At 71.9% G+C, this 15,273-nt stretch carries 12 protein-coding genes; 9 read left to right on the top strand and 3 right to left on the bottom strand.

The features are described from left to right. Positions 1–9: 9 nt before the first annotated feature. The 7 genes from N798_RS08570 (at position 10) to N798_RS08540 (ending at position 7,011) form a co-directional block, all read left to right on the top strand. On the top strand, positions 10–1,716 hold the full coding sequence (locus tag N798_RS08570) for a CTP synthase (protein WP_035947764.1): 1,707 nt from the start codon (positions 10–12) through the stop codon (positions 1,714–1,716). Beyond that, a complete protein-coding gene (locus tag N798_RS08565; protein WP_035947763.1) occupies positions 1,713–2,372 on the top strand; it encodes an NUDIX domain-containing protein in 660 nt (219 codons plus the stop codon). The genes N798_RS08570 and N798_RS08565 overlap by 4 nt, the downstream gene beginning before the upstream one ends. Then, complete coding sequence (locus tag N798_RS08560; RefSeq protein WP_035947762.1) at positions 2,369–2,779, top strand: YchJ family protein; 411 nt, start codon at positions 2,369–2,371, stop codon at positions 2,777–2,779. The genes N798_RS08565 and N798_RS08560 overlap by 4 nt, the downstream gene beginning before the upstream one ends. A gap of 141 nt (positions 2,780–2,920) precedes the next feature. Then, complete coding sequence (locus tag N798_RS17325; protein WP_052117076.1) at positions 2,921–3,418, top strand: LysM peptidoglycan-binding domain-containing protein; 498 nt, start codon at positions 2,921–2,923, stop codon at positions 3,416–3,418. Between the two features lie 151 nt (positions 3,419–3,569). Continuing rightward, a complete protein-coding gene (gene aspS / locus N798_RS08550) occupies positions 3,570–5,363 on the top strand; it encodes an aspartate--tRNA ligase (RefSeq protein WP_035947761.1) in 1,794 nt (597 codons plus the stop codon). Then, positions 5,363–6,013, top strand: a complete 651-nt coding sequence (locus N798_RS08545) for an HAD family hydrolase (protein WP_052117075.1) — start codon at positions 5,363–5,365, stop codon at positions 6,011–6,013. The genes aspS and N798_RS08545 overlap by 1 nt, the downstream gene beginning before the upstream one ends. Continuing rightward, positions 6,010–7,011 carry a GTP pyrophosphokinase gene (locus N798_RS08540; protein ID WP_035947791.1) on the top strand — a complete coding sequence of 334 codons (1,002 nt, stop codon included), beginning with the start codon at positions 6,010–6,012 and terminating at the stop codon, positions 7,009–7,011. The genes N798_RS08545 and N798_RS08540 overlap by 4 nt, the downstream gene beginning before the upstream one ends. Here N798_RS08540 and N798_RS17320 read toward each other — a convergent pair. Together N798_RS17320 and N798_RS08530 are read right to left on the bottom strand one after the other, a co-directional pair. Further along, positions 6,971–7,771 (bottom strand): GNAT family N-acetyltransferase, encoded by an 801-nt coding sequence (locus N798_RS17320; RefSeq protein ID WP_052117073.1) that lies wholly within the window; start codon positions 7,769–7,771, stop codon positions 6,971–6,973. The genes N798_RS08540 and N798_RS17320 overlap by 41 nt on opposite strands. Then, a complete protein-coding gene (locus N798_RS08530; RefSeq protein WP_035947759.1) occupies positions 7,768–8,583 on the bottom strand; it encodes an alpha/beta fold hydrolase in 816 nt (271 codons plus the stop codon). The genes N798_RS17320 and N798_RS08530 overlap by 4 nt, the downstream gene beginning before the upstream one ends. A 315-nt stretch (positions 8,584–8,898) precedes the next feature. On the opposite strand from N798_RS08530, the gene N798_RS17315 reads away from it, so the two are divergent. Next, positions 8,899–11,259 carry a N,N-dimethylformamidase beta subunit family domain-containing protein gene (locus N798_RS17315; RefSeq protein ID WP_052117072.1) on the top strand — a complete coding sequence of 787 codons (2,361 nt, stop codon included), beginning with the start codon at positions 8,899–8,901 and terminating at the stop codon, positions 11,257–11,259. Positions 11,260–11,270: 11 nt separating this feature from the next. Here the strand turns inward: N798_RS17315 and N798_RS08520 are convergent, their stop codons facing one another. Continuing rightward, positions 11,271–13,262, bottom strand: a complete 1,992-nt coding sequence (locus N798_RS08520; RefSeq protein WP_035947757.1) for a heparinase II/III domain-containing protein — start codon at positions 13,260–13,262, stop codon at positions 11,271–11,273. A gap of 585 nt (positions 13,263–13,847) precedes the next feature. On the opposite strand from N798_RS08520, the gene N798_RS08510 reads away from it, so the two are divergent. Further along, positions 13,848–15,140, top strand: a complete 1,293-nt coding sequence (locus N798_RS08510; protein ID WP_371870448.1) for a replication-associated recombination protein A — start codon at positions 13,848–13,850, stop codon at positions 15,138–15,140. Positions 15,141–15,273: the final 133 nt, after the last annotated feature.

Raw genomic sequence — 15,273 nt, 5'->3', positions numbered from 1 at the left:
AAGCCCGTGGTGGCTCAGACGAAACAGATCTTCGTGACCGGAGGCGTCGCCTCATCGCTCGGCAAGGGCCTCACGGCATCGAGCCTCGGATTCCTGCTCAGGGCACGCGGTCTGCGCGTGACGATGCAGAAGCTCGACCCCTACCTCAACGTCGACCCCGGGACGATGAACCCGTTCCAGCACGGCGAGGTCTTCGTCACCGACGACGGTGCCGAGACCGACCTCGACGTCGGGCACTACGAGCGCTTCCTCGACCGCAACCTCGTCGGCAGCGCCAACGTCACGACCGGTCAGGTCTACAGCCAGGTCATCGCCAAGGAGCGCCGCGGCGAGTACCTCGGTGACACCGTGCAGGTCATCCCGCACATCACCAACGAGATCAAGGAGCGCATGCGGGCCCAGGCCGCCGGCGCCCCCGGCGTCAACGACCGCGAGGCACCGGACGTCATCATCACCGAGATCGGCGGCACGGTCGGCGACATCGAGAGCCTCCCCTTCCTCGAGGCGGCCCGTCAGGTGCGCCACGACCTCGGCCGTGACAACGTCTTCTTCCTCCACGTCTCGCTCGTGCCCTACCTCGCGCCGAGCGGTGAGCTCAAGACCAAGCCGACGCAGCACTCCGTCGCCGCGCTCCGCCAGGTCGGCATCCAGCCCGATGCCCTTGTCCTGAGGGCCGATCGGGAGATCCCCGAGCCGATCAAGCGCAAGATCTCGCTCATGTGCGACGTCGACACCGAGGGTGTGGCGGCCGCCGTCGACGCCCCGAGCATCTACGACATCCCCAAGGTCCTGCACCGCGAGGGCCTCGACGCCTACGTCATCCGCCGGCTCTCGCTCATCTTCCGCGATGTCGACTGGACCGACTGGGACCGCCTCCTCGGCCGGGTGCACCGCCCCGAGCACGAGGTCGAGGTCGCCCTCGTCGGCAAGTACATCGACCTGCCCGACGCCTACCTCTCGGTCACCGAGGCGCTGCGCGCGGGCGGGTTCCACCACGACGCCAAGGTGCGCATCCGGTGGGTCGCCAGCGACGAGTGCCAGACGCCCTCAGGAGCACAGAAGTCGCTCGGTGGAGTCGACGCCGTTCTCGTGCCCGGTGGCTTCGGCGTCCGCGGCATCGAGGGCAAGCTCGGCGCCCTCACCTGGGCCCGCGAGCACCGCGTCCCCACCCTCGGCATCTGCCTCGGGCTCCAGTGCATGGTCATCGAGTTCGCGCGCAACGTCGCCGGCATCGAGGGGGCCAGCTCGACCGAGTTCGACCCCGAGACCCCGGCCCCCGTCGTCGCGACGATGGAGGAGCAGAAGGCGTTCGTCGAGGGCGCCGGCGACCTCGGCGGCACGATGCGGCTCGGCTCGCAGCGCGCCGACCTGCGTGAGGGGTCCGTCGTCGCCGAGGTCTACGGCGCGACGAGCGCCGACGAGCGCCACCGCCACCGCTACGAGGTCAACGAGTCCTACCGCGAGCAGCTCGAGTCGGCCGGTCTCGTCATCTCCGGCACGCACCCCGAGCTCGGCCTCGTCGAGTTCGTCGAGCTCGCGCGTGAGGACCACCCCTACTACGTCGCGACGCAGGCGCACCCCGAGTTCAAGTCGCGACCGACGCGCGCCCACCCGCTCTTCGCCGGTCTCATCGGCGCCGCGATCGAGGAGCAGCGTGCCGCACGCCTCGTCGAGGTCGAGCGTCCGAAGGTGCCGGTGGAGGCCGACGCACCGTGACCTCGCAGCCGCCCCACGACGAGCACGACCCGCAGCCGGTCCGGCACACCGAGGTCGTCATGGAGGGGCGGGTCTGGGACGTCGTCCGGGACGAGGTCGACCTCGGCGACGCCGGGACGCACGTGCGCGAGTACGTCCGGCACCCCGGCGCCGTGGCCGTCGTCGCGCTCGACGACGAGGACCGGGTGTGCCTCGTGCAGCAGTACCGCCACCCGATCCGCACGCGCGACTGGGAGATCCCGGCCGGGCTCCTCGACGTCGAGGGGGAGCCGGCGTGGGAGGCGGCCGCCCGTGAGCTCCACGAGGAGGCCGACCTCACCGCGGGCCGGTGGGACCTGCTCGTCGACCTGCACCCCTCACCCGGTGGCCTCGACGAGGCGATCCGCGTCTTTCTCGCGCGTGACGTGCAGCCGGTCGCCGACGACGACCGCCACGTCCGCGAGGCCGAGGAGCACGGTATGCCGGTCGCCTGGGTCGCGCTCGACGACGTCGTCACCGCGGTGCTCGCCGGCCGCCTCCAGAACGGCATCCTCGTCGGCAGCCTCCTCGCCGCGCACGTGGCCCGGGAGCGCGGGTGGCAGGGCCTGCGCCCGCACGACGCGCCGTGGCCGCAGCGCCCCGGCGCGCAGGGTTCCGGCAGCGCGGTCGAGGCGTGATCCCCGGCGCCAGCGGGCCCTGTCCCTGCGGCGGGGTGCCGGAGGGCGTACCGCTGTCGGCGTGCTGCGGGCCCTACCTCGCGGGGGAGTCCTGGCCACCCACCCCGGAGGCCGTCATGCGGTCGCGCTACACGGCATACGTGGTCCGCGACGAGGACCACCTCTTCCGCACGTGGCACCCGACGACCCGTCCCGCGGAGGTGGAGGTCGACCCCTCGCTGACCTGGACCGGGCTCGACGTCCTCGAGGCCGGCGGCAACGACGACGAGGGCATCGTCGAGTTCGCCGCGCACTGGACGTCCGGCGAGGGCGCGGTGCGCCAGCGGGGAGCGGTCCGGGAGCGGAGCCGCTTCACCCGACGAGCCGGACGGTGGTTCTACCTCGACGCGGTGCGCTCGGGCGACTGACCGCCGCTGGGCATTGCCCGGTCGCTGCGCCGTCCGGGCGCGTCCACCTTCGGTAGCGTCGCGAACGTCCCGAGGGCGAGAGCCCGGGAGGCTCCCGACACCGACGTCGCGGGGCTCGATCGACGCGGAAGGACCAGCCACATGGGTTTCCTGGACGACCTCAAGAAGGGTCTCGGCTTCGATGACGACAACGACGCCGTCGACGCAGCCAAGAAGCAGTCCGAAGAGGCCAAGAAGAAGGCTGACGAAGCCGCCGAGAAGGCCCGCAAGGAGAGCGGCGAGCGGGCCGAGAAGGCCAAGAAGGAGGCCGACGAGGCCGCGGCCGAGGCTGCGAAGAAGAAGGCGGAGTACGACAAGGCGGCCAAGGAGGCCGCCGAGCGAGCCGGGACTCCGGCGCCCGCTCCCGCGCCGAAGGCGCCGGCCCCGAAGGCTCCTGCCCCGGCACCGAAGGCACCTGCTCCGGCGCCCAAGAAGGCGCCTGCACCCAAGGCGCAGCGCACGCACACCGTCAAGAAGGGCGACACCCTCTCCGAGATCGGTGAGAAGTACGGCGTGAGCTGGAAGAAGATCGCCAAGGTCAACAACATCGAGAACCCGGACCTCATCTTCCCGGGCCAGAAGTTCATCATCCCGGACTGAGCCGGACGGCGACCGCGCTCGTGCGGTGCCACGAGGGCCGCACCACAGTCGTGGTGCGGCCCTCGTCCGTCGACAATCCGGTTCGTGCGCGTGGGGTGCGACTCCGTAGGATGACGGGCGTTCATCCACCCCCGTCCCGAAGGACCTCCCCGTGCTCCGCACCCACGAGGCCGGCACCCTGCGCGCCGACTCCACCAGCTCGACCGTCACGCTCACCGGTTGGGTGGCCAAGCGTCGGGATCACGGTGGGGTGGCGTTCATCGACCTGCGGGACGCGAGCGGCGTCGTCCAGGTCGTCGCGCGTGACGAGGTCCTCACGGGGGCTGCGCACGACCTGCGTGCCGAGTTCTGCATCAAGGTGACGGGCGAGGTCGTCGCGCGCACCGAGGCCAACGTCAACCCCGACCTGCCCACCGGCGAGATCGAGGTCGTCGCCTCCGCGATCGAGGTGCTCGCGCCGAGCGCCCCGCTGCCGTTCCAGATCGACGAGCGCGTCACGGTCGGCGAGGAAGCCCGTCTCAAGCACCGCTACCTCGACCTGCGCCGCCCGGGTGCGTCGTCGGCCGGTGCCGCGATCCGGCTGCGCTCGCGCGTCAACGCCGCTGCCCGCACGGTGCTCGGCGAGCGCGACTTCGTCGAGATCGAGACGCCCACCCTCACCAGGTCCACGCCCGAGGGCGCGCGCGACTTCCTCGTGCCGGCACGCCTCGCGCCGGGCTCGTGGTACGCCCTGCCGCAGAGCCCGCAGCTCTTCAAGCAGCTGCTCATGGTCGCCGGCATGGAGCGCTACTACCAGATCGCGCGCTGCTACCGCGACGAGGACTTCCGCGCCGACCGCCAGCCGGAGTTCACCCAGCTCGACATCGAGATGAGCTTCGTCGAGCAGGAGGACGTCCTCGAGCTCGGTGAGGCGATCGTCAAGGAGGTGTGGAAGCTCATCGGCGTCGACCTGCCGACCCCGTTCGAGCAGATGACCTACGCCGACGCCATGAAGCGCTTCGGTTCGGACAAGCCCGACCTCCGCTTCGGCAACGAGCTCGTCGAGTGCACCGACTATTTCAAGGACACCCCGTTCCGGGTCTTCCAGGCGGAGTACGTCGGCGCCGTCGTCATGCCCGGCGGCGCGAGCCAGCCGCGCAAGCAGCTCGACGCGTGGCAGGACTGGGCCAAGAGCCGCGGCGCCAAGGGCCTCGCCTACGTCCTCGTCCAGGAGGACGGCGAGCTCGGCGGCCCGGTCGCCAAGAACCTCTCCGACGAGGAGAAGGCCGGCCTCGCCGCCCACGTCGGCGCGAAGCCGGGCGACTGCGTCTTCTTCGCCGCTGGCCCGACCAAGTCCTCGCGCGCGCTCCTCGGCGCCGCACGCCTCGAGATCGGCCGTCGTTGCGAGCTCATCGACGAGGACGCGTGGAGCTTCCTCTGGGTGCTCGACGCGCCGCTCTTCGAGCCGGCCTCCGAGGCCGTCGCCGCCGGTGACGTCGCCGTCGGCGGGGGAGCGTGGACCGCTGTCCACCACGCGTTCACCTCGCCCAAGGCCGAGTTCCTCGACACCTTCGACACCGACCCGGGCCCCGCGCTCGCCTACGCCTACGACATGGTCTGCAACGGCAACGAGATCGGCGGTGGGTCGATCCGTATCCACCGCCGCGACGTGCAGGAGCGGGTCTTCAAGGTCATGGGCCTGTCCGACGAGGAGGCGCAGGAGAAGTTCGGCTTCCTCCTCGACGCCTTCGCCTTCGGTGCCCCGCCGCACGGCGGCATCGCCTTCGGCTGGGACCGCATCGTCTCGCTCCTCGCGGGCACCGAGTCGATCCGCGACGTCATCGCCTTCCCGAAGTCGGGCGGGGGCTACGACCCGCTCACCGCCGCACCGGCGCCGATCACGCCGGAGCAGCGCAAGGAGGCGGGCGTCGACGCCAAGCCCGAGGCGCCGGGCGAGAAGGCCTGATGTCCTCGGCGGCCGACCTCTCCGTGCAGGCGCGGCCGCTGGACTCCGCGCGCCCCGTCGGCGTCCTGCTCTGGGACGCCGACGGCGTGCTCCAGCACCCCCGCCACGAGTGGCGGCCGCGGCTGGAGGAGTGGGGCGGCCCCGGCTTCGCCGAGGCGCTCTTCGCCGCCGAGATCCCCGCCCTGCGCGGTGAGGAGCCGTTCCGGGAGTCGCTGGCGCGGCTGCTGGACGAGCGACCCGAGGTCACCGCGACGCTCGACGACCTGCTCGGTCTCTGGGAGCAGGTCGACGGCGACCCGGCCGCGGTCGAGCTCGTGCGCGAGGTCGCCGCTTCCGGCGTGACGTGCGTCCTCGCGACGAACCAGCAGGACCAACGCAAGGCCTTCCTGCGCCGCACCTTCGGCTACGACGACGTCTTCTCACGGTCGTTCTACTCGTGCGACCTCGGTGCGATGAAGCCGGAGCCGGCCTACTTCGAGCGGGTGCTCGACGGCCTCGGCATCGCGCTCGCCGACGCCGGCACCGTCGGGTTCGTCGACGACAACCTCGCCAACGTCGAGACCGCGCGCGACCTCGGCATCCGCGCGGTGCACCACGACCCCGCCTCCGGGGTCGCAGGCCTGCGCGCCGCCCTCGGGTGGGCCCCGTGACCGAGCAGCCTGCGTCGGTGCACGACGCGGTCCAGCGCTACGCGCAGCTCCAGCCCGAGCTGCGCCAGGTGGCCGACCAGTTCGTCGTCATGGTCACCGCGCTCCTCGACGACGCCGGCATCAACTACGTCAGCGTCACGGGTCGCGCCAAGAGCGTCGCCTCCTTCGCCGGCAAGGCGTCGCGGATGGTCGACGACCGGCCGGCCTACGCCGACCCGCTCACCGAGATCACCGACCAGGTCGGCGTGCGCGTCGTCACCTACCTCCAGCGCGACGTCGCCGCGGTGGCCGACCTCCTCGCCGGCGAGTTCAGCGTCCTCGACGACCGCGACCTCGGCCGTGAGACCGCCCAGCAGGGCCGCTTCGGCTATTCGAGCCGGCACCTCCTCGTGACGCTCGACGACGAGGCGAGAGACCCGGCATACGCACACCTCAAGGGCCGCTCCGCATCGGTGCAGGTGCGCACGATCCTCCAGCACGCGTGGGCCGAGTTCGAGCACGACGTCCGCTACAAGGGCTCCGTGCCCGCGGCCGACGTGAGCGACCTCGACCGCCGGTTCACCCTCGCCGCAGGCCTGCTCGAGCTCGCCGACCGCGAGTTCACCGCGATCAGCGACCGCCTCCAGGCGGGCAGCCTGCTCGACACGGGCAGCCTCGACGACGACCCGCGGATCGGCGGCGCCGACCTCGCCGCCTTCCTCACCGCGCACTTCAGCGACGCCGGGTGGTCGCGCACCGACCACTACTCGTGGATCTCCGGGCTGCTGCTCGAGCTCGGCATCACCTCGCTCGACGAGCTCGGCGGGCTCCTCGGCACGGTCGACGCGCAGGGCATCAACGAGCGGATGGACTACCGCTATCCCGCCGGTGCCGTGCGCCGCCTCGACGACGTGCTGCTCGCCGTCTTCGGGCCGCGCTACATCAACCTCCACGGCAACGCGCACCGCGTCGAGTCCCTCACCGCCCGCCTCGAGAAGGTCCGCGGCTCCCAGACCTGACCCGGAAGCCGGTGCGCGCCCGCAGCCCGACGGCGTATCCGAGCCGCTCGTAGAGACCGCGCGCGTGAGCGTTGTCGGCGAAGACCCCGAGCGTGCACGCGCCGGTCCGCTCGATGCCGTCCCTCGTGAGGTATGCCGTCACGGCGGCTCCCAGCCCACGTCCCCGCTGCGTCGTGTCGACGACGATGCCGCCGATGAGCGGCACGACGGCGTTGCCGGGTTCGGTGCAGCCGCAGGCGACGAGGCGGCCTGCGTCGCGCACGACGACCCAGCGCTGGTGGGAGCTCTGGCCGGGGAGGGCGTGCGGGTGCGGGTTGTGCGCGCGCACGAAGTCGGTGAGCTCGTCGTCGTCGCCGTCCTGGGGGACGACCTCGCCCTCGGCCGCGACGGCCGGTGGCGGAGTCGTCGTCCACATGCGGTCCCACGCGTTGCCGCCACGCAGGCCGAGGGCATCCCTCAGCGGTTCGTAGGCGTCGACGGGGGCGGTGACGTGGTCGGGGGCGAGCCGCTCCACCCACTCGCGGGTGATGTCGGCGGCTGCGAGCACGGCCACGTCGTCGGGGTCGCCGAGCACGACGACCCCGAGCCGACCGTCGGCCCAGTGCTGGGCCCAGGCCACGGTGGCGGTGCCCGTGACACGCAGCCCCGGGTCGACGACGGTGCGGGACAGGTCGAACCGGGCGAAAGGGTGGTCTGCGGTCGCGGCGACGAGCTCGTCCCTGGACTGGAGCGGCTCGACGCCGCGACCGGCCGCGTTCACGTGGTGAGGAAGGAGACCAGGGCCTCGTTGAACTCGTCGCGGTGGCTGACGTTGATGCCGTGCGGACCCTTCTCGAGGACGACGAGCTCACTCCCACTGACCTGCTCGTGGGTCCGCTGGCCGGAGACCTCGAGCGGCACGATGGCGTCGGAGTCGCCGTGGATGACGAGGGTGGGCACCGTGACCTTGGCGAGGTCGCCGGTGAAGTCCTCGAGCCACGACGCGATGCACGCGACGGCGGCGTCGAGGTCCGCCTGGGCGGCGAGCGACTTGGCCTCCTCGCGCTGCTCCTGCGTGACCTTGAGGTCCCCGTCGGCACTGAAGAAGTTCGTCGTGAACTCGTCGAGGAAGCCCTCGCGGTCGGCGCGCAGGCCCTCCTGCATCTTCTCGGCCTCCTCGCGGGGAAGCCCGCCGTCGGGGTTCTCGTCGCTCTTGAGCAGCCACGGCGGGATCGCGCCGGCGAAGACGAGGCTGTGCACGCGGTCCTCGCCGTGCGTGCCGACGTAGCGCGCCACCTCGCCACCGCCCATCGAGAACCCGACGAGCGAGACGTCGCGCAGGTCGAGCCGCTCGATGAGGTCGGCGAGGTCGGAGGTGAGCGAGTCGTAGTCGTAGCGGCCGCCGGCGTCGGGTGCGGACTGGCCGAAGCCGCGTCGGTCGTAGGTGATGACGCGCAGGCCGGCAGCGGTGAGCGCGGGGACGGTGTCCTTCCACGAGGCGCCGGACAGCGGCCAGCCGTGGATGAGGACGACCGGCCGTCCGTCACCGCCGGTGTCCTCGTGGTGGACGGCGAGTGTGGGCGTGTCGGGCATGACTGGACCTCTCTCGGGCGGGATTCCGGACGGTCCCCACCCTACGTAGCGGCGTCGACGGACGGACCCCGACGACCCGACCGGATGTGTCGCCGTGACCCGTCTGACCTGTGCGGACGTCCCGCGGATGGCACGTCCTCGTCATCTCCGCTGGGGCGCGCTCGCGCCGCCTCCCGGGCCACGACTCTGGTGGAAGGTCGAACAGACGGCCTCGTCAGCCACAGGGGAGCGCGGATGCCGGACGAGGATGCTGTCGGACGGACCGACGGCCACGCCCCCCAGCGAGCCGGGGGACGCGGAGGACGTGCGCGCGCCGTGGCGGTGCTCACCGTGCTGGGCCTGGCGTGGGCGATGGGCGGGCCGTCGTCCCGGGGAGCGGCCGCTGAGGTGACCATCGCGCGGCAGGGTGGCGCGACGGTCACGCCGGCCTCGGCGGTCGTCACGCCACAGGCGGCGACGGTCCTGCCGGAGGTGTCCGTCACGCCCTCCACGGCCCCAGCGGGCGCGCCCACCACCTTGTCCTACCGCGCCACCGTCGTCCGTGCAGGGACGCTGGCCAGCGTCACGTTCGCCATCCCACCGGGATCCGTCGGACGGCCGACGTCGGTCAACGGGACACTGACGACCCCTTCGCCGGGCTACCTCAGGTGGACCGCCAGCCGCCCTCCCGTCGTGAGCCCGGGGACTCGTCTGGCCATCCCGGTCTACGGACTCACCATGCCGAGCGCCGTGGCGTCCTGGAGCCTCGCACTGGCGGCGAAGTCCACCGCCGGTCTCACACTGACGTCGGGATATGCCGCCTTCGCCACCACACCGCCCGTCGTCGTGGTCTCGGTGACACCGTCGACCGCGCCCCCGGCGACGACGCTGTCGCTGACCTATCGCGGCACGGTCGCTCGAGCCGGCTGGCTGCGCCGGATCGAGATGCGCCTGCCTGCCGGGAGCGGCGGACGGCTGAGCACCGTGAACGGCACCCTGACCACGCTGTCGTCGGGGCTCGTCGCCTGGACCTCGTCCCGGGGAGACCTCTGGGTGGGCGTGGGCGCCAGGCTGGCCGTGCCGGTCCACGGCCTCGTCACCTCGGCGACGCCCTCGAGCTCGACGGTGGGGCTGACGGCACGCGCGAGGGACCTCGTGACCTCTCTGGGAAGCGGGAGCACGAGCTTCGGCGTCGCCTACGTGCCGCCAGCGCCGATGCCCGCAGTCCCGGTCGAGCCGCTGCCGGCGACAGCAGCGGGCTGCCCCCGTGAGTGGCCGAGCACCGTCGAGGAGAACCTGCGGACCGGGGATCCCGGCTGGACGATCGCGAGCACGACCGCCACGGCCCTGGCGGCATATGCCACCACCGACTCGGCGGCATGCGGGGACGTCGTCGGCCTCAGGGTGCGGTCCGACACTCCCTACGGTGTCACGGCGTTCCGCATGGGCCACTACGGCGGTCTCGGCGCCCGGCGCGTCTGGAGCACACCGGCGCCCCTGGCCCCGGTCAGCCAGCCGGACTCGGTCACCGGAGGGACGGACGCGCAAGGCCGTGACCTGGCCATGACCAGTGCCCCGTGGTCGACGACGCTGCAGGTGCCGGTCGACGACACCTTCGTCCCGGGCACCTACCTCCTGCGCATCGAGAACGCCACCGAGCAGACGTACGTGCCCCTCACGGTGCGCGACGACACCGGCACGACGCACGACGTCCTCGTGCAGCAGGCCACGGCGACCTGGCAGGCCTACAACCGCTGGGGCGGCAACAGCTTCTACTCCACGCCCGGGTCCGGGCGCCTCTCGAGCGACCGACCGTATGCCGAGGGCCAGGGCTCAGGACAGTTCCTTCCCCTCGAGCTCGGCCTGGTCCGCTGGGCGGAGAGCCAGGGGATCGACGTCACCTACTGGACCGACCAGGACCTCGAGCGCTTCGGGGGCCAGCTGCCGCAGCGCGCCCGCACCCTCGTGCTGCCCGCACACGACGAGTACTGGTCCCTCGGGATGCGTGCCGCACTGACCCAGGCAATCGCCGCAGGTGTCAACGTCGCCAACCTGGGTGCCAACACGATCTACCGCAGAATCTCCTACCGCCCGAGCCTGAGGGAGTGGGACATCGACCGCTGGACGTCGTGGCCCATGAGCTCGACGTGGCGTTGGTCGGGTCTGGGCCACCACGAACAGACGATCCTGGGGGCGCAGTACGGCTGTGCCGTCAAGGACGACCTCGTGACGAACGGCAGCTTCCTCTTCCAGGGTCTGCCCCTGGGCACGGTCGTGCCGGGGTTCATCGCCGGAGAGCAGGACTTCGTGCACCCGAGCGTCTGGCGCTCACCGACACACGCCGTGCAGGTTCATGGCAGCGCGTGGTGCTTCCGGTCGGGCGTGTCCCAGACGTTCGACATGACGACGTCGACGGCGCCGTCCGGGGCCCGTGTCTTCAACGGGTCGACCTTCGCCTACGGCTGCTTCCTCGGCGGGGTGTGCCCGGCGGCGTGGAAGGTCGTGGAGCCGCCGGAGACGAGCCGCGCCGCCGTCTCGACGATGATGCGCAACGTCATGGGCTGGGTCGGGCGAGGAGGCATCGAGATGCCGGGCATCCCCGGCAGCACGCCGTCAGCCCCGGCGACGGGCAAGGTGACGTCTGCTCCCGTCCGCGTGCAACCGCCGAGCCTACCCGTCGAGGTGGGTGTCGACTGAGCGAGATCGGGTCAGAGCCGCGAGATGGCGCCGCCCGCACTGACGGACACCGACACCTTCTTGCCCTCGACCGTGAGGTCGATGACGGTCGAGGTGCCGACCTGGCGCACGGCATACCCGACGCCTGCCGTGGGTCCCACCGGGACGACGAAGCTGAGGATCGACGCGGAGTATCCCGAGCGCGCGAGGAGCACGTTCGGCGCGGGCTTGCGCTGGGTGATGTTGGGGTAGTGCCAACCCTGGATCGGCGACGTCTGGCCCTTCTGGACGAGCAGGGCACCGGGGGGCAGCGCCTGCTTGTAGGGCAGCTGGAAGAGGATCGTCCGGCTCGCCGCACCCGGCGCCTGCGAGATGGCCGTCGTTCGTGAGTAGATCGTCGCGCTCTCGTCGGAGGGCAGGTGCCAGTTCGTCTGGAACTGCTGCGCTGTCGTCGAGCTCGCGCGGTCCAGCGTGACGAAGAGGTCGGGGTCGCGCAGGAAGGTCACCGCCCGCGTGCGGTTGATACCGGCGGCCGGGGAGTCGGCGAACTCGTAGAACTCCCAGTTCGACGCGACGAGCGAGCGTCGCAGCGTCGTCGTCGGCGCGGCCTCCGGGCTCAGCGGTGTGGCGAGCGAGCTGTGCGCGCGGCGGCTCTTGGCCCAGACCCGCCACTGGTCGTTCTGGTAGCCGGCGTGGCCCGAGTCGATGACGACGTCTCGCCCGCGCGAGGTGTAGGTGATCGCGGTGTGGTCGTTGTGGCCGTGCAGGGCCCGAGGCGGCCCGTAGCGGATGCTGTAGCTCGACGCGTTGCGGAAGGTCGTGCGCGCATCCCCCCACGTCGTGCGACCGAAGACGTAGCCACGCGAGTACGCGGCGGTCCGGGTGGTCGGCGGGGTCCCCGAGGCGCCGTTGGTGGCGGGGTACTCGATGGGCGTGCCCGGTGCGTTGGAGGTGCGGACCACCTCGGAGTCACCGATCTGGTGGAACGCGCCGAGACTGTTCGTGGCGTGGGCCAGCCACGTCGCCATCAGGGTGCGACGCTGGCCGATCGTCGACCCCGGGTCGGTCCCGCAGGCCCTCAGGACCTCCTCGGCACGGCCCCAGAGGTGGTAGTTGAACTGGGCGTAGGCCGTCGACTGCTCGTTCGTCGAGCCCTGTGAGTCGATGGACGTCGTGATGCCCTGCTCGAGCCGGCTCACGGCGAGGTCTCGGTAGTCCTGGCGCTCGAGCAGGCAGCCCACCCCGAAGAGCACGAGGCTCTCGTCGGTGCCGTGGTTCCACGCCCCCGACCAGTTGTTGACGAGGAAGGTCGCGTGGTTGCGCAGTGACGTGTCGACCCAGGCGTACTTGGCCGGGAGGGTGGTGACGCCGAGCGCGTTGAGCACCGCATGGCGGTAGCAGACGAGGACGTTGGTCCGGTGCATCGTCGACTCCCACGCGCCGACGTCGCCCTTCCACGAGTACGGGTTGTCGCGGATCCAGTCCTGGATCGTCACGCCGACCCGGTCGAGCATCGCGACGTCACCGGTGGACGCCTGCATGATGCCCTGGCCGAGCCAGCGCAGCGAGTGGAGCCACATGTACCACGACGGGTTGTTGTAGGGGTTGAGCCGCCAGTTGACGTCCCCCGCGCCGTTGCCCACCCTGTATGCCGCGAAGCCACCCCACTCGTAGATGTCGCGGGTGATCTCGTACGGGCTCGTGGACCTGTCGACTCCGCCGAACCCCGAGCACGCGTAGGTGCCGGCCGCGATCGCCTCTCCGGTGCTCGAGCGCTGCCCCTGCGGCGCACTCAGTCGCGCGCCCATGTCGGTCGCGGGCTTCGCCACGGGGTCGACGTGGGTGACTCCCGAGCCGAACTGGCTGATGCCGACCTCGGGCAGGGCGGGCAGAACGGGGATCGGCTCGCGGGCGGTCCCGCTCGCGGCCGCTCCCGGCGAGCCGGTCGATGCGAGGACGGCCAGTGCGGTCGCACCGGTCACGACGGCCAGCCCGGCGCGCCGGCCCCATCCCCTCGCGCGCATGGGTGTGCCAGGTCGGGCCGAGGTCTTCATGGTGTCCGCTTCCGCATCGTTGCGCCCCCTTGGCACACTCTGTCGCGCTCAAGTGTAGGAGATGCGCCGGCGACCGCCCGGCACATCGCGGATGCGCGGCCTCAGCCGCCTGCGGTGCCGCTCGACGGGGTCGCTGAGCCGATGTCGCTCGCCGCTGGCTCCGTCGGGGTGACCAGGGGCGGTCCGCTCGGTTCGAACTGGGCCTCACCGGGACCGGTCGGGCCGGGTCGGACCGACATCGTCGGGCGGGGTGAGGGGGCAGGGTCGGTGGTGGTGCCTGCCGGAACGGAGCCCTGGTTGCGGGGGAGCGCCAGAGCCAGGATGCCGACCACCAGCACCGCGAGGGCGGCGAGGGCAGCGACCACCGTCCGGCGTCTTCCGGGATCCTGCCCTCGACCTGGTGTCACGAAGCACCTCCACCGCCAGTATCTCCCTGCTGAGCGCCACGGTCGGGATGTCGGTACCGGCGGCTACGCTGCCGGGGTGCCAGCCGGGAACGACCTCTTCGCCACCGAGGGCGGGAGTGCGTCGACGTTGCCGCCGCTCGCGGTCCGGATGCGGCCGGCGAGCGTCGACGAGGTGCGCGGACAGGCGGAGATCCTGCGCCCGGGCAGCCCGCTCCGCCGCCTCATCGAGGGCTCCGGGGGCACCGCCGGTCCGCTGAGCGCCATCCTCTGGGGGCCGCCCGGCACCGGCAAGACGACGCTCGCCCACCTCGTCGCGACGGCCGCGGACCGCGAGTTCGTCGAGCTCTCCGCCGTCACCGCCGGCGTCAAGGACGTCCGTGCGGTCATGGAGGCCGCCGCGCGCAACCGCGACCTCTACGGCCGGCAGACGGTCCTCTTCCTCGACGAGATCCACCGCTTCACCAAGGCCCAGCAGGACGCCCTGCTCCCCGGGGTCGAGACGCGCCAGGTCATCCTCGTCGCGGCGACGACCGAGAACCCGTCGTTCTCCGTCATCGCGCCCCTCCTGTCGCGCTCGATGCTCATCACGCTCACCTCGCTCGACGACGAGCAGATTGCCGACGTCCTCGACTCCGCGGTGACCGACGAGCGCGGTCTCGACGCGGCATACGTGCTGTCGCCGGAGGCGCGCGAGCACCTCGTCCGCATCTCCGGCGGAGACGCTCGGCGTGCTCTCACCTCGCTCGAGGCGGCGGCCGGCGTGGCGCAGGACGACGCCCCGATCACCTCCGACGCCGAGCAGGTGACGATCACGCTCGCGCACGCCGAGCAGGCGGTCGCCCAGGCCGCGGTCCGCTACGACAAGACCGGCGACCAGCACTACGACGTCGCCTCGGCGTTCATCAAGTCGATGCGCGGCTCCGACGTCGACGCCGCGCTGCACTACCTCGCCCGCCAGCTCGAGGCGGGGGAGGACCCGCGGTTCATCGCCCGCCGCATCGTCATCGCCGCGAGCGAGGACGTCGGCATGGGCGACCCGACCGCGCTCCAGACCGCCGTCGCGGCCATGCACGCCGTCGCGCAGATCGGCATGCCCGAGGCACGGATCATCCTCGCCCAGGCCGTGGTCCACAACGCTCTCGCGCCCAAGACCAACGCGGCGTACGCCGGCATCAACGCCGCGATCGCGGACGTGCGCGCCGGACGCGGCGGGGCGGTGCCCCCGCACCTTCGTGGTAGTGGGTATGCCGGCGCGTCCCGTCTCGGTCACGGCGACGGCTACGTCTATGCGCACGACCAACCCGACGGCGTCGCGGCGCAGCAGTACCTCCCCGACGACCTGCACGGGAAGACGTCGTACTACGAGCCCACCGACCGCGGGTTCGAGGCGCGGCTGCAGGAGCGGTGGACCTGGCTCAAGGAGCGGCTCGGCCGCAACTGAGGCTCGTCGGCCGGACGCCCGCCGGAGCCGAGCCGCGAGCGGCGACGTGCCGGGAACGCGGGCGCGGGCGAGCTGGCACGACACGTAGGATTCATCGGTGGCCCGCTCCGGGCCCGAAGCTCCGACACGCCGC

It is taken from the genome of Knoellia flava TL1, from assembly GCF_000768675.1.
In the GTDB taxonomy this organism is placed as follows: domain Bacteria; phylum Actinomycetota; class Actinomycetes; order Actinomycetales; family Dermatophilaceae; genus Knoellia; species Knoellia flava.
Note: the sequence above shows the minus strand (reverse complement) of the source record. Positions and strands in the feature narration are given on the sequence as shown.

Bases quoted from the DNA above. Each gene is read 5' to 3' on its own strand.
- N798_RS08530 (WP_035947759.1), bottom strand. From the start codon at position 8,583: ATGCCCGACACGCCCACACTCGCCGTCCACCACGAGGACACCGGCGGT.
- N798_RS08510 (WP_371870448.1), top strand. From the start codon at position 13,848: ATGCGGCCGGCGAGCGTCGACGAGGTGCGCGGACAGGCGGAGATCCTG.
- N798_RS08545 (WP_052117075.1), top strand. From the start codon at position 5,363: ATGTCCTCGGCGGCCGACCTCTCCGTGCAGGCGCGGCCGCTGGACTCC.
- N798_RS08520 (WP_035947757.1), bottom strand. From the start codon at position 13,262: ATGCGCGCGAGGGGATGGGGCCGGCGCGCCGGGCTGGCCGTCGTGACC.
- N798_RS17325 (WP_052117076.1), top strand. From the start codon at position 2,921: ATGGGTTTCCTGGACGACCTCAAGAAGGGTCTCGGCTTCGATGACGAC.